We start from the raw sequence: 22,395 nt of genomic DNA on the forward strand, positions 1-22,395 counted from the left end.
TGTACCTGTGTGATTATCCCTTGGGGAGGCTTGGACGAGGTATGACCCGCGTCCAGGCCTCAAATGTGTAAACGATGTCCCCGGTTTCAGATGTAAACGATGTCTACGGTTCTACACCCCGATGAGGCCCGCACAGGCCCTACATGCCATGGGCCTTCATCAACCGCTCATAACTGCCATCCGCCTTCATCCTGGCAATCTCGCGGTCAAAACCGGCAACGATCTGCGCATGCTCAGGGTTCTTCAGGCTGACCAGGATATGCAGGCTGTTTTCGCTCAGCGGTGTGGGCAGAAACTCCACCGCATTGCGCACCCGCACCGACTCGCGCGACAAGTAATAGCGCGCCACATACTCATCCTCCACGGTCAACCGCACCCGCTGCGCTGCCAGCATGCGCACCGCCATGGCGAAGTTATGCACCGGCACTTTCTGCAACTGCCCATCCCCATCGAACGCCGCTGAATAGGCATAACCGCGCACCACGGCAATGGGATAGTCGTGCAACTGCTCCAGGTTCTGGAACTCGATGGGATCGTCACGGCGCTTGATGAAACGTACGCGATTGAGCAGGTATTCGCCGGAAAACTGCCCCAATTGTGTACGGGCCTCGTCGTACCAGGCGTTGACCAGCACGTCATAGCGCCCGTCGCCCACCCCCATCAGCGCCCGCGCCCAGGGCACCTGTTGGAAGTCGCTGGCATAGCCCGCACGGGCCAGGGCCGTGGTGACTATATCGGTGGCCAGGCCACCGTTGATCAAGGTGGCATCGGTAAACGGTGGCCAGGCATCCGCGACCAGGCGCAGACGCTGTGCGAACACAGGTGTCGCCAGCAACAACACTCCAATCAAAGCAACGGCACGAGACAATCGCGGCATGCTCAAAATCCTTGGCGGCAGGCGGTGGCCTTGGCTCAGGCAGGGCCTGAGGTTCTAACATTAGCTCAGATTACACAAAGAAACGGACGTCGAGAGCACTCAATGATGGCAAATTGATTTCATTCACAAAAATAGTCGATTTAGACAGAGTCGCCCGCTGCGCTTACTATCCAGAACAGACATTCAAGCGAGAACACACCATGACAGTCGATTGGGTCTGTAAACATCACACCGACCTTGGCAAGGAGCAGCTGTACGCCATTTTGCGTTTGCGCGGCGAGGTCTTTGTTGTCGAGCAGAAGTGCGTCTACCAGGATATCGACGGGCAAGACCTGGCGGGCGATACCCATCACCTGATGGCCTGGAAAGACGACGAGCTGGTGGCCTACCTGCGGCTGCTGGATCCGGAGTCCCAGGGCGGCGACGTGGTGATCGGCCGCGTGATCGTGGCGCCGGTTGCACGGGGCACCGGGCTGGGGCACCAGATGATGGAAGAAACCCTCAGGCAGATTGACGATATCTGGCCTGAGACGCCGATCTTCCTGTCAGCCCAGGCCCATCTGCAGGGGTATTACGGGCGGTATGGGTTTGTGGTGGCGGGTGAGGAATACCTGGAGGATGACATTCCGCATATCGGGATGCGGCGTACTTGAGGCTTGCTCCCGATAGCGTCGGCCCCGCCACCGCTGAACTCAGGGGTAATCCAAAACCCGCTTGATCTGGCTGAGATTCACCTCGATCCACCCCCGATCAATCGCGCCCCAATCGCGAATCCGATAATGCCCGGCATGGTTGCGGGCCCCATCCTCCTGCTCGAACTCACACACAATATCCAGATCCGCCAGCGCCGCAATCGTGTCCTGCGCGGTGCGCCGGGGCATGCCGGTGACCTCGGTCAGCGCCGGGACGCTGCTGGCCAGCCCACTGTCGATCAGGTACGCCACGTACAGCCGGCGGTAGAAGCTGCTTTTGGTCTTGCTCACATCCATGGTTGGTCGCCTTGTGCGGTCAGGGTTTGCCCTGCAGGTCGCGATACGTGAGGTACACCCGCAGGTCGAATTCCACCTGGTGGTAGCCGGGCATCATGTAGTCGCAGAGTTTGTAGAACGCTTTGTTGTGGTCCGATTCCTTGAAGTGCGCCAGCTCGTGAACCACGATCATGCGCAGGAATTGCGGCGCGGCCTCTTTGAACAGCGAGGCAATGCGGATCTCTTTCTTGGATTTGAGGTTGCCGCCCTGCACCCGCGAAATCGTGGTGTGCAGGCCCAGGGCGCGGTGGGTCAGGTCCAGGCGGTTATCGAACAGCACTTTGTCGATGGCCGGCGCGTTGCGCAGGTGTTCCTGCTTCAAGGCCTGGGCATAGGCGTACAGGGCTTTGTCGCTCTGCACCCCATGGCGGTCGGGGTAACGCTGTTCCAGGTAGGCGCCCAACTGGTCCTTGGCGATCAGTTGGCGCACTTGCTCCTGGAGGGCAGCGGGGTAGGCCTGGAGGTATTTCAGCGCGGTCATTGGGGTCTGCAACAGGATTCGGATGGGCGCCAGTGTAGCGAATTCAGCGCACGCGGGCGCGTGACCAGTCGACCACTTCTTCAGCCATCAGGGGCTGCGCCGCCCACGGCCCCTGGATAAACGGGCAACCCTGGGCCTTGAGCCACTGGGCCTGCTCCTGGGTTTCCACGCCCTCGGCCACCACGACCACCTCAAAATGCCTGCACAGCTCGATAATACTGCGCGCCATCGCCGCGTCCCGCACCGAGCCCGGCAGCCGCGCAACCAATTGCGGATCAAGCTTGAGCGTATCGAAGGCCAGGTCGCGCAAATGCGCCAGGGAACATTGCCCCGAACCGAAGTCATCCAGGGCGATACGCACCCCGATACGGCGCAGCAACTTGAGCTGCTTGGCGGCCTCTTCCAGGTTACTCATCAGGCAGTCCTCGCTGATTTCCACCTCCAACTGGTACCCCTCCAGCCCATAGCGCTCCAGCATCTGCTGCAGTTGGTTCACCAGGTTAGGCATATTGAACTGGCTGCTGCTCAGGCTCACGCTCAGCACCAATTCATCGTCGAACGCGGCTTGCCACGCCTGGCGCTGGGCGGCGATCTGCTGATAGATCCACGCGCTCAGTTGACTGATCAGCCGCGCCTCTTCCAGCAAGGGTAAAAACAGCCCCGGCGGCACATCGCCGACGCTGGGGTGCCGCCAGCGCAACAACACCTCAACGCCGCGCAAACGCCCATCCACCAGCGAAACCTGGGGCTGATAGACCAGGGTGAAATCCTTGTTTTGAATCGCCGTGCGCACGCTGTCTTCAAGCATCAACCGCGAGCGGGCGCGACCGTTCATTTCCTGGTCGTAATAACGATATTGCTGGCGGCCGGCGCGCTTGGCTTCGTACATGGCGATGTCGGCCGCGCGCAGCAACCCACTCAAATCCGAGCCGCAATCCGGGAAGGTGGCAATGCCGATGCTGACGCCGAGCATCACATCCAAACCGTCGACCTGCTGGCACACCGACACTCGCTCGATCAGCTTTTCCGAGATCTTTGCCGCCTGCTCCGGAAACTCCAGCTCCAGCAACGCCGTGAATTCATCGCCGCCCATGCGGCCGATAATGTCGTAGGAGCGCAGACAACCCTGCAATTGCTCCGAGACCCAGCGCAATACACGGTCGCCGGCATCATGGCCCAGGGAATCGTTGACCCGCTTGAAACCGTCAAGGTCCAGGTACAGCAACACCAGGGACTGCTCTGTCCGCTCACTGCGGGATAAGGTGTTTTCCACCGCCTGGTAGAAACCGCGCCGGTTCAACAGCCCGGTCAGCGGATCCGTCACGGCCTGGAATTCCAGCTGCTGGTGCAGGTGGCGCACTTCGGACATATCCAGCACCGTCACCACCATGGCCTTCTGTTCTGCGGGCAGCGGCGCGCAGGACAACGCCACCGGCACTTGCTGGCCACGGCTGGTGCGCAGGAGCGCATCGTGCAGGCGCCAGGTTTCACCGCGGCGGTAGTCGGCGTACATTTGCGAATCTGGCCATGTGGGCACATGGGGCTTTTGCAGGAAACTCAGGAAGTCCTGGCCTTGCAGTTCCTGGATCGTGGCATTGAGCAGGCGCGAAATCGCCGGATTGGCGTATTCGATCACGCCCTCTTCACTCACCACCAGGATGCCCTCGGCGGCGTTGTCCAATACCGAGGCATTGAACGCCCGGGCGGACTCCAGGTCATGGCTCAGGCGCTGCAAGGCCCGGCGGTTGCGCTGGTGCTCCAGCAACGCCTGGACCTTGGGCTTGAGGATGTGCGGGTCGAAGGGCTTGAACAGGTAGTCGATGGCGCCGCTGGCGTAGCCTTCCAGCACGGCGGCGGGGGATTGGGCGTTGGCACTCAGAAAGATGATCGGGGTCATGCGCGTGCGCTGGCTGCCGCGCATCAAGCGAGCGACTTCGAAACCGTCCATGCCGGGCATCATCACATCCAGCAGCACCAGGTCGACCTCATGCTGCAGCAGCAACTCGAGGGCTTCCACCCCGGACGCGGCGGTGATCACCACCCAATCATCACGTTGCAGAAGCGCACGCATGCTGATCAGATTTTCCGGGTAGTCATCGACCACCAGAAGAACCGAACTGCCATCGCCATGAGGTGGAGCGCATTCCATGCTAGGTCTCTTCCTTGGGTCTACTCCGGTCACTTCTGAGAGAAAACCCGGACAAACATTGAGGCCTCACTCTAGCCCCGGATCCTGAAAATCAGAAGTGACGTGGACGCCATCATTGCGCCAAAGTTCAGTCAGCCGACTAACGGTCAACCTCTACAGCCCACGGTTCATGGGAAACATGGCTTTTTGGCATTCCCTTGGCGCCAATAAATTGCCAGCAAGTGTTTAACAACTGGCTGACCACCGCCTATAAAGAACCTGTCAGGCCCCCGGGCCAAAGCCTTCACCCCCTGTAAAAGGCCAATGCCATGATCGACCTCTCCACTTGGAACCTGAGCATTCCGGTCGGCTCGCCCCCCGCGACCATCGACACGCCAAAGCTACTCAGCGGCTTCAACGACCAATACTTCCAGGCCGAAGGCAGCAACGTGCAATTCTGGACCCCCGTCACCGGCACCCGCACCGAAAACGCCGTGTACCCGCGCAGCGAACTGCGCGAAACCTACGCCGACGGCCGCCTGCGCAACTGGACCTACCCCGAAGCCGACAACTTCCTGCGCGCCACCCTGGCGGTCAACCAGGTGCCCTCCAGCGGCAAGATCGTCATCGGCCAGATCCACGCCTACGACAGCCAGAAACCGCTGATCAAGCTCGAATACCAGTTCAAGGAAAAGACCCAGACCGGCAACATCGTCGCCAAGGTGCGCATGCGCCCGGACGAAGATGAAAGCCGCGTGATCATCGTCGCGTCCAATGTGCCGCTGGAGAAAAGCTTCACCTACGTGATCAACCTCAACAAGGCCGGCCTGCTCAGCGTGTACGCCGCTGACAGTGAGTGGAACGAGCGCATTGGTGCGGCGTGGGCCGCCAAGCCCTTGTACTTCAAGGCGGGCGCATATGTGCAGGACAACAGCGGGGACAGCAAGGAAGGCGCGAAGGTGACGTTTGCCAAGTTGGATATTGATCACGAGTGAACGGATCGGCCTCGATTCGAGCAGGCAATGCCCGATAGGCGCAAGACTGATTTCCTGCCAAAAAAAAGCCCGCATCGCTGCGGGCTTCTTTTTTAACGCCTGAGGCTCAATTCACCTTAGCGTTCAACTCACCTTTCAGATAACGCTGGTACATCGCTTCCAACGAGATCGGCTTGATCTTCGAAGCGTTGCCCGCAGTGCCGAAGGCTTCGTAACGAGCGATACACACATCACGCATCGCGGTCACAGTCGCGCCGAAGAACTTGCGCGGGTCGAACTCGCTCGGGTTGGTGGCCATCAGGCGGCGCATCGCGCCGGTGGACGCCAGGCGCAGGTCGGTGTCGATGTTGACCTTGCGCACGCCGTACTTGATGCCTTCGACGATTTCTTCAACCGGTACGCCGTAGGTTTCTTTGATGTCGCCGCCGTACTGGTTGATGATCGCCAGCCATTCCTGCGGGACCGAGGAAGAACCGTGCATCACCAGGTGGGTGTTAGGGATGCGCTTGTGGATTTCCTTGATGCGGTCGATGGCCAGTACGTCGCCGGTCGGTGGCTTGGTGAACTTGTAGGCGCCGTGGCTGGTGCCGATAGCGATCGCCAGGGCGTCCACTTGGGTCTTCTTGACGAAGTCGGCGGCTTCTTCCGGGTCGGTCAGCATCTGGCTGTGATCCAGCACGCCTTCGGCGCCGATGCCGTCTTCTTCACCGGCCATGCCGGTTTCCAGGGAGCCCAGGCAACCCAGTTCGCCTTCAACCGAAACGCCGCAGGCGTGGGCCATGGCCACGGTTTGTTGGGTTACGCGTACGTTGTACTCGTAGTCGGTCGGGGTCTTGCCGTCTTCGCCGAGGGAGCCGTCCATCATCACCGAGCTGAAGCCCAGTTGGATGGAACGCTGGCACACGTCAGGGCTGGTGCCGTGGTCCTGGTGCATGCACACCGGGATGTGCGGGAATTCTTCGATCGCGGCGAGGATCAGGTGACGCAGGAACGGGGCACCGGCGTATTTGCGCGCACCGGCCGAAGCCTGGACGATCACTGGGGAGTCGGTCTTGTCAGCGGCTTCCATGATGGCGCGCATCTGCTCAAGGTTGTTGACGTTAAAGGCTGGGACGCCGTAGCCGAACTCGGCTGCGTGGTCCAGCATTTGACGCATGCTGATAAGTGCCATTGTGTTGTCTCTCCCGGTCGAGGGTCGTTAATCGTGCAAGCCTGCCGTAGCAGCGGCTGCTATTCAAGTTATTGCAGGTCAGGCTTTGCATGCCTGGCGTGCTGAATCGTTATTGCTGATGTGGAAGGGGGGCTTGCCCCCGATGACAGTGCCTCAGTCAGCACATGGGGGTGCTGACAAACCGCTATCGGGGGCAAGCCCCCTCCCACATTTGGATCTCATCAAAGTTGAAATCTTATTGGGCCTTGCAGCCCCGCCCGATCAAATCGTCAGTGGCAACCCAGTAAACCAGGCCTTCCTCACCTTTTGTGTGAAACGCCAACTGGTCGTTGCTGTACAGCACGCCCGAAGCCGCCACATCCTGTTTGAGGCGATAAACCTGGTCGGAACCGCCGAGGCGTACATCCACCTCACTGCGGGCCTGGTTGGCGAAGCGCCAGTTGACCTCGGCCTTGCTGTCGCAGGTCCAGGTGGTCCACTTACCTTCCGGCTCTGCCTTGTTGAACATGTTCATGCTGCTGCAACCGGCCAATAGGGCCAGGGCTGCCAGGGCGAAAACGCCTTTCATTGCCAATCCTCGCAGCGGGGCCAAAGGCCGCCGATGCCGTCGGTTAGTTGATCAGACCCGTCAAGGGCAACCCTGTTCCTGACCGTTGGGCGCGGAGTCGTATTTCTCCAGCCGTTCGTTGCCGATGCGCTTGTTGATTACCGGCATGGTCTCGGCTTGCCAGTCAGCCTGATAGCAGCTTTTTTTCTGCTCCGTGGCAGGTTTGCCTGCCGCCGGCGCTGCGCTTGGCGTGCTGCCGCAGCCGGCCAACAGGCCCGCTGCGATCACCATTGCCAACGACTTGATCATGGGAACACTCCTTTTCCGGATCAGGAGCCTTAGCCTTTGGCTCGGGTTTCCAGCACTTCAACGGCGGGCAGGACTTTGCCTTCGACGAATTCGAGGAATGCGCCGCCACCGGTAGAAATGTAGGAGATCTGGTCGGCAACGCCATATTTATCGATGGCCGCCAGGGTGTCGCCGCCGCCGGCGATGGAGAATGCCGAGCTGTCTGCGATGGCCTTGGCCAGCACTTTGGTGCCGTTGCCGAACTGGTCGAACTCGAACACGCCGACCGGACCGTTCCACAGGATGGTCTGGGAGGCTTTCAGCAGTTCTGCAAAATTGGCTGCAGTTTGCGGGCCGATGTCCAGGATCATGTCGTCGGCGGCCACGTCGGCGATGAGCTTGACGGTGGCTTCGGCGGTTTCAGCGAACTCCTTGGCAACCACCACGTCCACCGGCAACGGCACGCTGACCTTGGCGGCGATGGCACGGGCGGTGTCGAGCAGGTCCGGCTCGTACAGGGATTTGCCCACCGGGTGGCCTGCTGCCGCCAGGAAGGTATTGGCAATGCCACCGCCAACGATCAACTGGTTGCAGATCTGGCTCAGGCTGTTGAGCACGTCCAACTTGGTGGACACCTTGGAGCCGGCAACGATGGCAGCCATCGGTTGGGCCGGAGCGCCCAGGGCCTTGCCCAATGCCTCCAGTTCAGCCGCCAGCAATGGGCCGGCAGCCGCCACCTTGGCGAACTTGGCCACGCCGTGGGTCGAACCCTCGGCACGGTGGGCGGTGCCGAACGCGTCCATCACGAACACGTCGCACAGGGCGGCGTATTGCTGGGCCAGTTCGTCGCTGTTCTTTTTCTCGCCTTTGTTGAAGCGCACGTTTTCGAACAGCACGATGTCGCCAGGCTTAACGTCGACACCGCCCAGGTAGTCAGCCACCAGCGGCACATCACGGCCCAGGGCCTTGCTCAGGTAGTCGGCTACCGGCTTGAGGCTGTTTTCGGCGGAGAACTCACCTTCGGTCGGGCGACCCAGGTGGGAGCAGACCATCACGGCCGCGCCTTTTTCCAGGGCCAGCTTGATGGTCGGCAGCGAGGCCAGGATTCGCGCATCGCTGGTGACAACACCGTCCTTGACGGGGACGTTGAGGTCTTCGCGAATCAGTACGCGCTTACCTTGCAGATCGAGGTCGGTCATCTTCAACACGGTCATGGGTGGCAGTTCCTGAATTACTGTTGAGGTTGTTTAGAGGCGATATGCAGATAATGTTCCGCAACATCCAGCATTCGGTTGGCAAAGCCCCATTCGTTGTCGAACCAGGCCAGGATGTTCACCAGCCTCGGGCCGGAAACGCGGGTCTGGCTGGCATCGACAATCGCCGAATGCGGGTCATGGTTGAAATCACAACTGGCGTGGGGCAACTCGGTGTAGGCCAGCAAGCCTTTGAGCGGGCCGCTGGTGGCGGCGTCGCGCAGGATCCGGTTGACCTCCGTCGCATCCGTGTCGCTGACGGTTTGCATGGTGATGTCCAGGCAGGACACGTTCACCGTCGGCACCCGTACGGCTTTGGCCTGGATTCGCCCGGCAAGTTCCGGCAGCAGGCGTTCGATGCCGCGCGCCAGACCGGTGGATACCGGAATTACCGATTGGAACGCCGAGCGCGTGCGGCGCAGGTCTTCATGGTGATAGGCGTCGATCACCGGCTGGTCGTTCATCGCCGAGTGGATGGTGGTGATCGACACGTAGTCCAGGCCGATCGCCTGATCCAGCAGGCGCAACAGCGGCACGCTGCAGTTGGTGGTGCAGGAGGCGTTGGACACCAGCAGCTCACTGCCGGTCAGGCAATCCTGGTTGATGCCGTAGACGATGGTGGCATCGACATCCGCCTCGCTGGCCATCGGCTGGGAAAACAGCACACGCGGTGCGCCGGCGTCGAGGAAACGCTGGCCATCGGCACGGGTGTGATAGGCACCGGAGCATTCCAACACCAGGTCGACGCCCAGCGCCGCCCAGTCGATGCCCTCGGGTGTGGCGCTGCGCAACACTTTCACGCAGTCGCCGTTGATATGCAGACAATCGCCTTCGACCCGCACTTCGCCGGGAAAGCGGCCGTGGGTGGAATCAAAGCGTGTCAGGTATTCGATGCTGGCCATGTCGGCCAGGTCGTTGATCGCGACAATTTCAAACCCGGCTGCCGCCCCTCGCTCGAACAGAGCACGCAAGACGCAACGACCAATGCGGCCGTAGCCGTTGAGTGCAACTTTGTAGGGACGCGGTTGGGGCATGGGGTTCTCGATCAAGGTTAGTTCGGTGTTGAATGTTCTGACGCTATCGCGGGCAAGCCCGCTCCCACATCAGACCGCGATCCAAATGTGGGAGCGGGCTTGCCCGCGATAGCGCCAGTACAGACAACGCAGACTGACTTAGTCTTCCAGCAGCTCTTCAGCCTGACCCAGGATGTTTTCCAGGGTGAAACCGAACTCTTCGAACAACGCTGGCGCCGGCGCCGACTCACCGTAGGTGGTCATGCCGATCACGCGGCCTTCCAGGCCCACGTACTTGTACCAGTAGTCGGCGTGCGCCGCTTCGATGGCGATACGCGCGCTGACCTGCAACGGCAGCACCGATTGCTTGTAGCCGGCGTCCTGGGCCTCGAACACGCTGGTGCACGGCATGGACACAACGCGCACGTTACGGCCTTGGGCAGTCAGCTTGTCGTACGCCTGAACGGTCAGGCCCACTTCGGAACCGGTGGAGATCAAAATCAGCTCCGGCTCGCCGATGCAGTCCTTGAGCACGTAGCCGCCACGGCTGATGTCGGCGATCTGCGCGTCGGTACGCACCTGGTGTTGCAGGTTCTGACGGGAGAAGATCAGCGCCGAAGGGCCGTCCTTGCGCTCGATCGCGTGCTTCCAGGCCACCGCGGATTCCACCGCGTCGGCTGGGCGCCAGCAATCCAGGTTCGGCGTGGTACGCAGGCTGGTCAGTTGTTCGACCGGCTGGTGCGTCGGGCCGTCTTCGCCGAGGCCGATGGAGTCATGGGTGTACACATGGATCACGCGCTTCTTCATCAGCGCAGCCATACGTACGGCATTGCGCGCGTACTCCATGAACATCAGGAAGGTCGCGCCGTAAGGCACCAGGCCGCCGTGCAGGGACACGCCGTTCATGATGGCGCTCATGCCGAATTCGCGCACGCCGTAGTACATGTAGTTGCCGCTGGCGTCTTCGGCCGAGACACCTTTGCAGCCTTTCCACAGGGTCAGGTTGGAACCGGCCAGGTCGGCCGAACCACCGAGGAACTCAGGCAGCAGCGGGCCAAAGGCGTTCAGGGTGTTCTGGCTGGCTTTACGGCTGGCGATGGTCTCGCCCTTGGCCGCGACTTCGGCAATGTAGGCCGAGGCTTTTTCCGCGAAGTCGGCAGGCAGGTCACCGGCCAGGCGACGCACCAGTTCATTGGCCAGCTCAGGGAATTCGGCGGAGTAGGCAGCGAAACGCTGATCCCACTCGGCTTCGGTGGCCAGGCCTTTTTCCTTGGCATCCCATTCGGCGTAGATGTCGGCCGGGATTTCGAACGGGCCGTGGTTCCACTTCAGCGCTTCGCGGGTCAGGGCGATCTCAGCGTCACCCAATGGGGCGCCGTGGCAGTCTTCCTTGCCTTGCTTGTTCGGCGAGCCGAAGCCGATGGTGGTCTTGCAGCAGATCAGGGTCGGCTGCGCGCTCTTGCGGGCGGTGTCGATGGCAGTCTTGATCTCTTCCGGATCGTGGCCGTCGACATTGCGGATTACCTGCCAGTTGTAGGCTTCGAAACGCTTGGGGGTGTCATCGGTGAACCAGCCTTCGACTTCGCCGTCGATGGAGATACCGTTGTCATCGTAGAAGGCGATCAGCTTGCCCAGGCCCAGGGTACCGGCCAGGGACGCGACTTCGTGGGAAATGCCTTCCATCATGCAGCCATCACCCAGGAACACATAGGTGTGGTGATCGACGATGTCGTGGCCAGGGCGGTTGAACTGCGCGCCCAGGACTTTTTCAGCCAGCGCGAAGCCTACGGCGTTGGCCAGGCCTTGGCCCAGGGGACCGGTGGTGGTCTCGACGCCTGGGGTGTAGCCGAATTCAGGGTGACCCGGGGTGCGGCTGTGCAACTGGCGGAAGCTCTTGAGGTCATCGATGGTGACGTCGTAGCCGGTCAGGTGCAGCAGCGAGTAGATCAGCATCGAGCCGTGGCCGTTGGACAGCACGAAGCGGTCACGGTCGGCGAACGACGGGTTGCTCGGGTTGTGCTTCAGGTAATCACGCCAAAGTACCTCGGCGATATCCGCCATGCCCATCGGGGCACCGGGATGGCCGCTGTTGGCTTTTTGCACGGCATCCATGCTGAGGGCACGAATGGCGTTGGCACGCTCACGACGGCTGGGCATCGCTGTTCTCCTGAGGATTTTGAAGAGTGAATGATTAAAAGAAACGGAAAAAAGGATCGGCATTTTCCCTCAGCCACCGCCTGCGGGCAATGACAGATAGTCACTTGCAGGTGTTTTTCCTGTGCTTTGGGCGGCAATCGCTTGCAGAAACCTTTAACCGCTTCGTCTAAAGGTTATAGCGGCTGCTTATAACCGCCACTTATCGACCAATATCAAAACTTTTTGATATTGGCCTTGCGGGGATACTCACCCGTCACTAGACTGCTGGCCTTATGAACCTACCCGTGCCCACCCTGCGTCCTGACGACGGCGAAGAGCTGGCAGCCTTGTGCAAGGCCGCTGGCGACCCATTGCGTCTGAACGTATTGCGCGCACTGACCAACGATTCATTCGGCGTGCTGGAACTGGCACAGATCTTCGCCATCGGCCAGTCGGGCATGAGCCACCATCTGAAGGTGCTGGCCCAGGCCGACCTGGTCGCCACCCGCCGCGAAGGCAATGCGATTTTCTACCGCCGCGCCCTGCCCCACGCCGACCTGCTCGGCGGCAAGTTGCACGCGGCCCTGCTTGAGGAAGTGGACAGCCTGAGCCTGCCCCATGACGTGCAGTCACGCATCGGCCAGGTCCATGGGCAACGTGCCGCCGCGAGCCAGGACTTTTTTGCACGGGTTGCCGAAAAATTTCGCGCCCAGCAGGACTTGATCGCAGGCCTGGCCCAATACCGCGACAGCGTACTGGCGCTGCTGGACAAGCTGAGCTTCAGTGAAGAAGCGACGGCGCTGGAAGTCGGGCCTGGAGATGGCGGCTTCCTGCCGGAACTGGCCCGCCGCTTTCGGCAGGTCACGGCGCTGGACAACAGCCCGGCGATGCTCGAACTGGCACGCCAGCTCTGTGAGCGCGAGGCATTGGGCAATGTCAGCCTGCAGTTGGCTGACGCCCTGAGCAGCACAACGATCAAGGCCGACTGCGTGGTGCTGAACATGGTCTTGCACCATTTCGCCGCCCCCGCCGACGCTTTAAAGCAAATGGCCGGGTTGCTGCACCCCGGCGGTAGCCTGTTGGTTACGGATTTATGCAGCCACAACCAGAATTGGGCCAGGGAGGCCTGCGGTGATCTCTGGTTGGGTTTTGAACAGGACGATCTGGCCCGTTGGGCCACCGCTGCGGGACTCGTTCCCGGGGAAAGCCTCTATGTAGGTTTACGTAATGGTTTCCAGATCCAGGTCCGCCACTTTCAGCGACCGACTGGCGACACTCACCATCGGTAAATATCAGGAAAACATCGAGATGAGCGAATACTCCCTTTTCACCTCCGAGTCCGTGTCTGAAGGGCATCCGGACAAAATCGCCGACCAGATTTCTGATGCGGTGCTGGACGCCATCATCGCTGAAGACAAGTTCGCCCGTGTGGCGTGCGAGACCCTGGTGAAAACCGGTGTAGCGATCATCGCCGGCGAAGTGACCACTACCGCCTGGGTTGACCTGGAGCAGATCGTTCGTGACGTGATCACCGACATCGGCTACAACAGCTCCGACGTCGGTTTCGACGGTGCGACCTGCGGCGTGATGAACATCATCGGCAAGCAGTCGCCCGACATCAACCAGGGCGTCGACCGTGCCAAGCCGGAAGACCAGGGCGCCGGCGACCAGGGCCTGATGTTCGGCTACGCCAGCAACGAAACCGAGGTGCTGATGCCGGCACCGATCACCTTCTCGCACCAGCTCGTGCAACGCCAGGCCGAAGCGCGTAAATCCGGCGTGCTGCCTTGGCTGCGCCCGGACGCCAAGTCCCAGGTGACCTGCCGCTACGAAGGCGGCAAGGTGGTCGGCATTGACGCGGTCGTACTGTCGACCCAGCACAACCCGGACGTTTCCTACGCCGACCTGCGCGAAGGCGTGATGGAGCTGATCGTCAAGCACGTGCTGCCGGCCGAACTGCTGAGCAAGGACACCCAGTTCCACATCAACCCGACCGGCCAGTTCATCATTGGCGGCCCGGTCGGTGACTGCGGCCTGACCGGTCGCAAGATCATCGTCGACAGCTACGGCGGCATGGCCCGTCACGGCGGTGGCGCGTTCTCCGGCAAGGATCCATCCAAGGTTGACCGCTCCGCTGCCTACGCCGGTCGCTACGTGGCCAAGAACATCGTTGCTGCCGGCCTCGCCGAGCGTTGCGAGATTCAGGTGTCCTACGCCATCGGCGTGGCCCAGCCTACGTCGATCTCGCTGAATACCTTCGGCACCGGCAAGATCAGCGATGACAAGATCGTCAAGCTGGTGCGCGAGATCTTCGACCTGCGCCCTTACGCGATCACCACCATGCTCGACCTGCTGCACCCGATGTACCAGGAAACCGCAGCCTACGGCCACTTCGGTCGTACCCCTGCGCAGAAGACCGTCGGCGACGACACCTTCACCACCTTTACCTGGGAAAAAACCGACCGCGCCAACGACCTGCGCACTGCCGCCGGCCTGTAATCGCACACGGTACATAAAGCCTCGCCGGGTTTGCCCGGCGGGGCTTTTTATTGCCTGCGGGAGCGCCTTCACATTTTTTGGATCCAAAGCTTGCAGGCACAATAATGGCCCTCTAGAATCCGCGCCCTCTCGGGCCTTCACCTTATTTTGGATATTGCCCTGCACCCGCCCGGGATTCATAAGTGCGCAGGCAATCGAACATTGAGGTTTTTCATGCGCATCTCCACGCTCGCCCCTGCCGCCCTTCTGCTCAGCCTGTTCGCCCTGCCGGCCCACGCCGCCGACCTGAGCGCACTGAGTGGCGCCCTGGGCTCCCAGCTGGGTGTCGGCAATTCCGGCGACTGCCAAAAGCAATCCGCAGACCTGCAAACCAAGATCGATGCGGCCGAAGCCAGCAAAGACAGCTTGAAAGTGAAGGCCTTCAAAGCAGCGCAGGACCAGATCAACAAAGGTTGTGACAAACTCTCCGAAGCCCAGGCCAAAGCCGACGCCAAGCAGCAAACCCAGGAAGCCAAGGCTGATAAGCCTGATGCCGTGAAAGCGCTGGGCGGCCTGTTCAAGTAAGCCGAAACACCCGGTAAAAAGCCCCGCAGCGTCGGGGCTTTTTTGTGGGTGAACGGATCATTTAGGCTGGGCGCCCCTTCCGAGCAAGGATGCTCATGATGCGTTTACTGATTGTTCTGCTACTCAGCGCTCTACCCTTTTCGGCCTGGGCTGAAAACTGCCCTGATGATGCCCGGGCCCAGGTCGACACCCTGGCCGAACAAATCCGCCTGTGGGACGACAGTTACCACCGCCTCGGCCAATCCCCCGTCAGTGATGAACTCTACGACCAGGCTCGCCAGCGCCTGGCCCACTGGCGCCAGTGCGTCCCCAACCCCACCGCGCCTGATGATCCGCTGGCCAGTTCACGGGGCACCTTGCCGCACCCGGTCGCCCATACCGGCCTGGAAAAGCGCCTGGATGAGCAAGCCGTGGGCGCCTGGCTGGGCACGCGCCGGGATGTATGGATCCAACCCAAGGTGGACGGCGTTGCGGTGACCCTGGTGTACCGCCAGGGGCGGTTGAAACAGCTGATCAGCCGTGGCGATGGCAAGCTGGGCCAGGACTGGTCGGCCTCCGCGCGCAAGATCCCCGGCATTGTCCAGCAACTGCCGGAACCCATCGACCTGGTGCTGCAAGGCGAACTTTATTGGCGCCTCGACGAGCATGTGCAATCGGCACGCGGCGGGCTCAACGCGCGCAGCAAGGTGGCCGGGATGATGAACCGTCGGCAGTTGAGCGACACCGACGCGCCCGGCATCGGCCTGTTTGTCTGGGCCTGGCCGAATGGCCCCGCAGACTTTACCGAACGCCTCGCCACCCTGGCACGCTGGGGGTTCACCGACAGCCAGCGCTATAGCCAGCCGGTCCAGGACATCATCGAAGCAGCACATTGGCGCACCTATTGGTACAACCACCCCCTGCCCTTTGCCAGTGACGGCGTGGTGCTGCACCAGGCGCAGCGCGCACCCGCTGAACGCTGGCAGGCCAGTGCGCCTTATTGGGCGGTCGCCTGGAAGTACCCCGCCTCCCAGGCCCTGGCCCTGGTACGCCAGGTGCAATTCAAGATCGGCCGCACCGGACGCATCACCCCCATTCTGGAACTGGAGCCGGTGCGCCTGGACGACCGCCGGATCAGCCGGGTCAGCGCCGGCTCCTTGAAGCGCTGGCAGGCCCTGGATATTCGCCCGGGCGACCAGGTGTCCATCAGCCTGGCTGGCCAAGTGATCCCTCGGCTGGACCAGGTGATCCTGCGCAATACCACCAGGGTCGAGCTGCCAATGCCCGACCCTCGGGACTTTCACGCCTTGAGTTGCTGGCAGCTGGACCCCGGCTGCGAAGAACAGCTGCTCGCACGCCTTACCTGGCTGAGCGGCAACCAGGGCCTGGCATTGCCACACATAGGCCACGAGACGTGGAACATATTGATCCAGGCCGGTCTAATCGCAGGCTTTCTCGATTGGTTAACCCTGGATGCGGCAGAGCTTGCTAACATTGATGGCTTCGGTGAGCGCAGCCGCACGCGGCTGCTCGACAGCCTTCACAGCGCTCGGCAACGCCCCTTCGCACAATGGCTCAAGGCCTTGGGTGTACCGCCTGCGGCACGCGGCAACCTGGAGGGCAACTGGCAGACGCTGGTCGCCAGAGACACCCAGGCCTGGCTGGCCATCGATGGCATCGGCCCGGGTCGCGCAGCGCAACTGAGCGCTTTTTTTCGCGACCCACACGTACAGACATTGGCTGAAACATTACGTGTGGCCGGAATAGACGGGTTTTGAACCAGACCCAGCCACCTTTAAATCACAGCAGAATTCACCCTGCTATTTGCGACCCCGGAGCTCCACATGAAATTCCTCGCCCCTTTTGCCCTGTTGACCGTCGCAAGCTTCATGGCCACGCCACTGCTCGCCGCCGAAGAAGCCACTCCACTCACCGGCTGTGCCGCCAAGCGCCAGGCCATCAGCACCCAGCTCGAACAGGCCAAGGCCCACGGCAACAGCGACCAGCAAGCCGGCCTGGAAAAAGCCCTGAGCGAAGTCACCGCCAACTGCACGGATGCCGCCTTGAGGAAGGAGCGCGAAAACAAGGTACTCGACGCCAAGCACGAGGTCAGCCGCCGTCAGGCCGACCTCGACAAGGCGATGAAAAAAGGCGACGCGGACAAGATCAACAAGCGCAAGGACAAACTCGCCGAGTCACGCAAGGAACTGCAGGACGCCGTGGAAGAACTCGACCAGTAAAACCGGTCAGTGGTCGCGAAATTGTTTATGGCAGGCACTGCAGGCATCTTCGACTTTCTGCACGGCAGGCGTAAGGTTGCTGGCCTTGTAGGGCTGCACCTGGCTGGCGATCACCAACTCACCGGTGGCCGCTTCCAGATCGCGGGCCAGTTGCTGGAACTGCGCCTGTTTTTGCCACACGTCGTCCTTGGCGCTGGTGTGATCCTCCTCGCGCACACTCGGAAAGTGTTTCCACGGTTCATGGGACAGCGCATCGAGCTTGACCGCGCCCTCGGCGAATTTCGCGCCATCGAAGGCAATGCGCCCGCGCAACATGCCGCCCAGGTCTTCAGCGGTCTTGAGCATTTGCTTGAAGATCGCCTTGCGCTGGCCCAGGGGCGAATTCGGATCGACGCCGCCGCAGGCGGACAGTGCCAGGCAGGCCAACAGCACAAGCGTCATTTTTTTAAAAGTCATGGCGGCTCAGGGTCACGGGAAACGGCGGCCAGTATCCTCGCCCTGCCCGTAAAGACCAATAGCCCTATTAATAATAAGGGTTGTCCACAGGCGCTAAGGCGCGGGCAATCGCTTCAGGAACCGTTTGTATGAATCTCACATTGAAACACTTGAGCCGCCGTCTGGCATGGGCTCTGCCGATGATTGCACTGCTGGCAGGCTGTGACGCGGGCAAGGACAGCGGTAAAGACACAGCTAAAGAAGAAGCTGCCAAGCCCCACGCCGTCGCCACCTATGTAAGCGCTCCCTGGGAGGCGTTGCCCGCCGTGTCCGACAGCGACCTGCTGGCCGGCTTCGAATCCTGGCGCAGCGCCTGCCAACGCCTCAAGGCCGACCCTATATGGGGGGCCACCTGCGCAGCAGCGGGTCCCGTGCCAGCCGATGCCGTGGCGGTGCGCGGTTTTCTCGAGGAGCGCCTGGACGTGTTCGGCCTGCGTTCGGCTGACAACACCCCCAACGGCTTGATCACCGGCTACTACGAGCCGGTCTACCCCGGCAGCCTGACCAAGACCGCCGCCGCCCATGTTCCCGTGTATGGCGTACCGGATGACCTGATCATCGTCAATCTGGAAAGCATCTACCCGGAACTCAAGGGCAAGCGCCTGCGCGGCCGCCTCGAAGGGCGCGTGCTCAAGCCCTATGACGATGCCAGCGCCATCAACGGCCAGGGCTCCACCGCCAAGCCGATTGCCTGGCTGACCAACCCGATGGACCTGCAATTCCTGCAGATCCAGGGCTCGGGGCGCATTCAACTCAAGGGCGGTCGCCAGCTACGCGTCGGTTACGGCGACCAGAACGGCTACCCCTATCGCCCTATCGGCCGTTGGCTGGTGGAGCAAGGCGAACTGAAGAAAGAAGACGTGACCATGGGCGCCATCAGCGCTTGGGCCAAGGCGCACCCGGAGCGCATCCCGGAACTGCTGGCCAGCAATCCCAGCTACGTATTCTTCAGCGCTCGCCCCGACAGTAATGAAGGCCCGCGCGGTTCGCTGAATGTGCCGTTGACCGCCGGCTACAGCGTAGCGGTGGATCGCAAGGTGATTCCGTTGGGCAGCCTGTTGTGGCTGTCGACTACCAAGCCCGACGGCTCGCCATTGGCACGCCCGGTCGCCGCGCAGGACACCGGCGGTGCAATCACCGGAGAAGTGCGCGCGGATTTGTTCTGGGGCACGGGTGACGCTGCCGGAGAGCTGGCGGGAAATATGAAGCAGCAAGGGCAGATCTGGATGCTGTGGCCCAAGGGCGCGGCGTTGCCGCAGGTGCCGGAGACGCTCTAGTTCAAATGTGGGAGGGGTGCCCCCCACAACTGGATCTGCGTCACAAGTCAGATCGACACGAAGAAGAAGCTCGCAATCAACGCCATGCCCACCGCCCACACCAGCGAGCGCAGTATCGCCCAGTCGGCCAGGTAGCAAATGATGTACAGCAGGCGGCTGGTGATAAACAGCACCGCCAGCACATTGATGGTCACCAGTTCGGCCGTGCCGGCCAGGTGGGCGATAATCACCGCGGCGGCAAAGGCGGGGGTGACTTCAAAGCTGTTGAGCTGCGCACTGTGGGCGCGCTTGGCAACCCCTTCAAGGGTATCCAGGAAAGCACGCGGGTCGTGGTTCTGCCGCGGCCCGAACTTGCCGCCACTGAACTTGGCCACGCCCGTGCACAGGTAAGGCAGGAAAATCGCGATCAACACACACCAGAAAGCAGCCGTCATCACTCAGTCCTTTTGTCGTTTTATGCAGCGATTAGAGTTCTAGCACTAAAAACCCAATGTCGCACCTAACCGCTATGAGCCGCGCGACACCGAAAGGTTCTACCGCACTTTCACCCAAGACGTTGCAACCTCACGCCGCCACTGCGGTCCATCCCCCATTAACAACCCACCCCCACCTTCCAAGGACCCCGGATGCTTGAACTTGTCGCCGCCTTTATTTGCCTCACAACCCTGCTCACCTATGTGAACTTCCGCTTTATCGGCCTGCCGCCCACCATCGGCGTGATGGTCACGGCCCTGCTGTTCTCCCTGATCCTGCAAGGCCTGAGCGTGCTCGGCTACCCAGGCCTTGAGGAGCGCATCCAGCAATTGATCGGCCAGATCGACTTCGGCGACCTGCTGATGAACTGGATGCTGTCGTTCCTGCTGTTCGCCGGCGCCTTGCACGTCAACTTGAACGACCTGCGCAGCTACCGCTGGCCCATCGGCCTGCTGGCCACCTTCGGCGTATTGATCGCCACCGTGGTGATCGGCAGCCTGGCGTATTACATCTTCGCCCTGTTTGGCTGGCACGTGAGCTTCCTTTACTGCCTGTTGTTCGGCGCACTGATCTCGCCCACCGACCCCATTGCGGTACTGGGCGTGCTGCGAACCGCCAATGCGTCGAAACCGCTGAAGACCACGATTGTGGGCGAGAGCCTGTTCAACGACGGCACGGCAGTGGTGGTGTTTACCGTATTGCTGGGCATCGCGCAGTTGGGCGAGACGCCTACCGTGGGCGCCACGGCCTTGCTGTTCGCCCATGAGGCAATTGGCGGCGTGGTCTTCGGCGGGCTCATCGGCTACCTGGTGTACCTGATGATCAAGAGCATCGAACAGCACCAGATCGAAGTGATGCTGACCCTCGCCCTGGTCATCGGCGGCTCGGCGATGGCCACCGAACTGCACGTCTCCGCACCGATCGCGATGGTGGTGGCCGGGCTGATCATCGGCAACCTGGGGCGCAAGCTGGCGATGAACGACATGACCCGGCGCTACCTGGACGGCTTCTGGGAACTGCTGGACGACATGCTTAACGCGCTGCTGTTCGCGCTGATCGGCATGGAGCTGCTGCTGTTGCCGTTCAACTGGCTGCACGTGTTCGCGGCCAGTTTGCTGGCGGTGGCGATCCTGCTGTCGCGCCTGCTGACCGTGGCCCCGGCGATCCTGTTGCTGCGCCGCTGGCGCACAGTGCCGCGCGGCACCATCCGTATCCTGACCTGGGGCGGCCTGCGCGGCGGGGTCTCGGTGGCACTGGCGCTGGCCCTGCCACTGGGCCCGGAGCGCGATCTGCTGCTGAGCATCACCTACATCGTGGTGCTGTCGTCGATCCTGTTGCAGGGGTTGAGCATCGGCAAGCTGGTCAAGCGCGTGACCCAGGGCGAACCCCAGGCCGCACCTGACGTTCACTGATCCTTGTTGATCCGCTGCGGATGCCTCGGGTCCGCAGCGTGCTTGCCCGGCAAGCTACTCTCGCTGCGAATCTGCGCATGACTGATCAACGCAAAGATAAAGCTGCCACCGATGATATTGCCGGCCAGGGTTGGGCCAGCAAATACCAGCCAGAAATCCTTCCACGGCAACTCGCCGGCAAACACCAGGTATGACACTTCCGCCGAACCCACCACGATATGGGTGAAATCCCCCAGGGCCATCAGGTAGGTGATCAGAATGATGATCCACATCTTGGCGCTTTCCATCGACGGGATCATCCACACCATGGTCGCGATCATCCAACCGGAGACGATGCCCTTGGCAAACATCTGGCCGGCGTCGTTTTCCATGATCTTGCGCCCGATTTCGAGGAAGGCCAGGTCGGTCTTGGTGTCGAAGATCGGCAGGTGCAGCATCACGTAGGCCACCAGCAGCGTGCCGCAGAGGTTGCCCACCAGCACCACCGACCACAACCGCAACAGGCGTCCGGCATTAGCCAGGGTCGGCTTGCTCATCACCGGCAGCACGGCGGTCAGGGTGTTTTCAGTGAACAGTTGCTGGCGCGCCAGGATCACCGCGAGAAAGCCTGCGCAGTAGCCGAAGCTGGCGATCACCTTGAAGGCCTCTCCGTCCGCAAGGCGTGAATTGAGCAGCCCCATGGCCATCAATGACAGGCCCATGGTCAGGCCGGCCGCAAGTGCCGACCACCACAAGGCGGCGACGCTTCGCTCCAGCTCCTGATCGCCCTGGGTGCGGATAATTTCATGCAGCACCGCCGCGCGGGGCGGCTGGTTCTTGTCGACGTCCTGCTGCTCTTCCTGGGACAGGTTGGGGGTCTTGCCGTCTTCTTGCGTGGCCATGGTGATACCTGAACGGGGGGCGATGTTCAGGTACGACCTATGGTTGATCAAGAGCGTTCACTGGCCCGGCGCAGGTTTACTCGCTGATGCCGTCGTCCTGGAACTGATCCTTGACGTACTTGATCTCGGTACGACCATGCGGTGCCGGCAAACCGTCTTCGCCGAGGTTGACGAAGACCATCTTCTCTACAGTCAGGATGCTTTTGCGGGTGATCTTGTTACGCACTTCACAGGTGAGGGTGATGGAGGTGCGGCCAAACTCGGTAGCAGTGATCCCGAGTTCGATGATGTCGCCCTGGCGCGAGGCGCTGACAAAGTTGATTTCGGAGATGTACTTGGTCACAACACGCTGGTTGCCCAGTTGGACGATGGCGTAGATGGCTGCTTCTTCGTCGATCCAACGCAGCAGGCTACCGCCGAACAGGGTGCCGTTGGGGTTGAGGTCTTCAGGTTTTACCCATTTGCGGGTGTGGAAGTTCATGGTCACTCCAAAGCGTCTTGCCGAATGATGGGCAACATCATGGCAGAGCCTGCCCCCAAGCTCTATGCGCCATTGCCTATCAACCCCATGTGCGATCTTCATATGGCCGACAGAAAGGCTTGGGAAGTGCCGCGTACACGGCTATAATCGCCCCCGCTTCAAAACGGTCATCTTCA

The 22,395-nt window shown here is 61.3% G+C and carries 23 protein-coding genes; 9 read left to right on the forward strand and 14 right to left on the reverse strand.

What is annotated here, in order from left to right:
* Positions 1-139: 139 nt before the first annotated feature.
* Positions 140-877 (reverse strand): substrate-binding periplasmic protein, encoded by a 738-nt coding sequence (locus J1N02_RS11125; RefSeq protein ID WP_027606030.1) that lies wholly within the window; start codon positions 875-877, stop codon positions 140-142.
* A gap of 200 nt (positions 878-1,077) precedes the next feature.
* On the opposite strand from J1N02_RS11125, the gene J1N02_RS11130 reads away from it, so the two are divergent.
* Positions 1,078-1,530, forward strand: coding sequence for a GNAT family N-acetyltransferase (locus tag J1N02_RS11130; RefSeq protein WP_027606031.1), 453 nt, complete (start codon positions 1,078-1,080; stop codon positions 1,528-1,530).
* A 39-nt stretch (positions 1,531-1,569) separates the two neighbouring features.
* Here the strand turns inward: J1N02_RS11130 and J1N02_RS11135 are convergent, their stop codons facing one another.
* From J1N02_RS11135 to J1N02_RS11145, 3 genes are read right to left on the reverse strand one after another with little or no spacing between them, the layout of a single operon-like run.
* On the reverse strand, positions 1,570-1,866 hold the full coding sequence (locus tag J1N02_RS11135; RefSeq protein WP_027606032.1) for a winged helix-turn-helix domain-containing protein: 297 nt from the start codon (positions 1,864-1,866) through the stop codon (positions 1,570-1,572).
* 19 nt (positions 1,867-1,885) lie between these two features.
* On the reverse strand, positions 1,886-2,386 hold the full coding sequence (locus tag J1N02_RS11140) for a M48 family metallopeptidase (RefSeq protein WP_027606033.1): 501 nt from the start codon (positions 2,384-2,386) through the stop codon (positions 1,886-1,888).
* A gap of 43 nt (positions 2,387-2,429) precedes the next feature.
* A complete protein-coding gene (locus tag J1N02_RS11145) occupies positions 2,430-4,535 on the reverse strand; it encodes a putative bifunctional diguanylate cyclase/phosphodiesterase (protein ID WP_027606034.1) in 2,106 nt (701 codons plus the stop codon).
* 308 nt (positions 4,536-4,843) lie between these two features.
* Here J1N02_RS11145 and J1N02_RS11150 point away from each other — a divergent pair, with 308 nt between their 5' ends.
* Positions 4,844-5,509, forward strand: a complete 666-nt coding sequence (locus J1N02_RS11150) for a polysaccharide lyase family 7 protein (protein WP_027606035.1) — start codon at positions 4,844-4,846, stop codon at positions 5,507-5,509.
* A gap of 106 nt (positions 5,510-5,615) precedes the next feature.
* Here the strand turns inward: J1N02_RS11150 and fba are convergent, their stop codons facing one another.
* The 6 genes from fba to tkt form a co-directional block, all read right to left on the reverse strand.
* A complete protein-coding gene (gene fba, locus J1N02_RS11155) occupies positions 5,616-6,680 on the reverse strand; it encodes a class II fructose-bisphosphate aldolase (RefSeq protein WP_003177554.1) in 1,065 nt (354 codons plus the stop codon).
* A 235-nt stretch (positions 6,681-6,915) separates the two neighbouring features.
* Positions 6,916-7,248 (reverse strand): MliC family protein, encoded by a 333-nt coding sequence (locus tag J1N02_RS11160; RefSeq protein ID WP_027606036.1) that lies wholly within the window; start codon positions 7,246-7,248, stop codon positions 6,916-6,918.
* 60 nt (positions 7,249-7,308) lie between these two features.
* Entirely contained in the window at positions 7,309-7,536 is a 228-nt protein-coding gene (locus J1N02_RS11165) for a hypothetical protein (protein WP_027606037.1), read from the reverse strand.
* Between the two features lie 29 nt (positions 7,537-7,565).
* A complete protein-coding gene (locus J1N02_RS11170) occupies positions 7,566-8,729 on the reverse strand; it encodes a phosphoglycerate kinase (RefSeq protein ID WP_027606038.1) in 1,164 nt (387 codons plus the stop codon).
* 17 nt (positions 8,730-8,746) lie between these two features.
* Positions 8,747-9,802 (reverse strand): erythrose-4-phosphate dehydrogenase, encoded by a 1,056-nt coding sequence (gene epd / locus J1N02_RS11175; protein ID WP_027606039.1) that lies wholly within the window; start codon positions 9,800-9,802, stop codon positions 8,747-8,749.
* Between the two features lie 138 nt (positions 9,803-9,940).
* A complete protein-coding gene (gene tkt, locus J1N02_RS11180) occupies positions 9,941-11,938 on the reverse strand; it encodes a transketolase (RefSeq protein ID WP_027606040.1) in 1,998 nt (665 codons plus the stop codon).
* 272 nt (positions 11,939-12,210) lie between these two features.
* On the opposite strand from tkt, the gene J1N02_RS11185 reads away from it, so the two are divergent.
* The 5 genes from J1N02_RS11185 to J1N02_RS11205 all read left to right on the forward strand — a co-directional run bounded on the left by J1N02_RS11185 (position 12,211) and on the right by J1N02_RS11205 (position 17,199).
* A complete protein-coding gene (locus J1N02_RS11185; RefSeq protein WP_027606041.1) occupies positions 12,211-13,206 on the forward strand; it encodes an ArsR/SmtB family transcription factor in 996 nt (331 codons plus the stop codon).
* Positions 13,207-13,225: 19 nt separating this feature from the next.
* Positions 13,226-14,416 carry a methionine adenosyltransferase gene (metK, locus tag J1N02_RS11190; protein WP_092355630.1) on the forward strand — a complete coding sequence of 397 codons (1,191 nt, stop codon included), beginning with the start codon at positions 13,226-13,228 and terminating at the stop codon, positions 14,414-14,416.
* Positions 14,417-14,629: 213 nt separating this feature from the next.
* The gene (locus tag J1N02_RS11195; RefSeq protein ID WP_027606043.1) at positions 14,630-14,980 is read left to right on the forward strand and encodes a hypothetical protein; all 351 of its coding nucleotides are present in this window, start codon (positions 14,630-14,632) and stop codon (positions 14,978-14,980) included.
* Positions 14,981-15,075: 95 nt separating this feature from the next.
* Complete coding sequence (gene ligB / locus J1N02_RS11200) at positions 15,076-16,737, forward strand: NAD-dependent DNA ligase LigB (protein ID WP_421147356.1); 1,662 nt, start codon at positions 15,076-15,078, stop codon at positions 16,735-16,737.
* A 66-nt stretch (positions 16,738-16,803) separates the two neighbouring features.
* Complete coding sequence (locus J1N02_RS11205) at positions 16,804-17,199, forward strand: DUF1090 domain-containing protein (protein WP_027606045.1); 396 nt, start codon at positions 16,804-16,806, stop codon at positions 17,197-17,199.
* Positions 17,200-17,205: 6 nt separating this feature from the next.
* Here J1N02_RS11205 and J1N02_RS11210 read toward each other — a convergent pair whose 3' ends face one another.
* Positions 17,206-17,655: a c-type cytochrome gene (locus tag J1N02_RS11210; protein WP_092355635.1), complete on the reverse strand. Its 450-nt coding sequence runs from the start codon at positions 17,653-17,655 to the stop codon at positions 17,206-17,208.
* 128 nt (positions 17,656-17,783) lie between these two features.
* Here J1N02_RS11210 and J1N02_RS11215 point away from each other — a divergent pair, with 128 nt between their 5' ends.
* On the forward strand, positions 17,784-18,971 hold the full coding sequence (locus J1N02_RS11215) for a murein transglycosylase A (RefSeq protein ID WP_421147357.1): 1,188 nt from the start codon (positions 17,784-17,786) through the stop codon (positions 18,969-18,971).
* A gap of 47 nt (positions 18,972-19,018) precedes the next feature.
* On the opposite strand, the gene J1N02_RS11220 is transcribed toward J1N02_RS11215, so the two are convergent.
* A complete protein-coding gene (locus J1N02_RS11220) occupies positions 19,019-19,405 on the reverse strand; it encodes an MAPEG family protein (RefSeq protein WP_090401689.1) in 387 nt (128 codons plus the stop codon).
* Between the two features lie 192 nt (positions 19,406-19,597).
* Here J1N02_RS11220 and J1N02_RS11225 point away from each other — a divergent pair, with 192 nt between their 5' ends.
* The gene (locus J1N02_RS11225; RefSeq protein ID WP_027606049.1) at positions 19,598-20,857 is read left to right on the forward strand and encodes a cation:proton antiporter; all 1,260 of its coding nucleotides are present in this window, start codon (positions 19,598-19,600) and stop codon (positions 20,855-20,857) included.
* Here the strand turns inward: J1N02_RS11225 and J1N02_RS11230 are convergent.
* Both J1N02_RS11230 and J1N02_RS11235 read right to left on the reverse strand, forming a co-directional pair.
* On the reverse strand, positions 20,851-21,738 hold the full coding sequence (locus J1N02_RS11230; RefSeq protein WP_421147358.1) for a formate/nitrite transporter family protein: 888 nt from the start codon (positions 21,736-21,738) through the stop codon (positions 20,851-20,853). The two genes, J1N02_RS11225 and J1N02_RS11230, sit on opposite strands and share 7 nt — an antisense overlap.
* A 76-nt stretch (positions 21,739-21,814) precedes the next feature.
* Positions 21,815-22,219, reverse strand: a complete 405-nt coding sequence (locus J1N02_RS11235; RefSeq protein WP_027606051.1) for an acyl-CoA thioesterase — start codon at positions 22,217-22,219, stop codon at positions 21,815-21,817.
* Positions 22,220-22,395: the final 176 nt, after the last annotated feature.

Origin of the sequence: Pseudomonas sp. NFX5 (assembly GCF_049132125.1) — a bacterium.
Classification (GTDB): Bacteria; Pseudomonadota; Gammaproteobacteria; order Pseudomonadales; family Pseudomonadaceae; genus Aquipseudomonas; species Aquipseudomonas marginalis.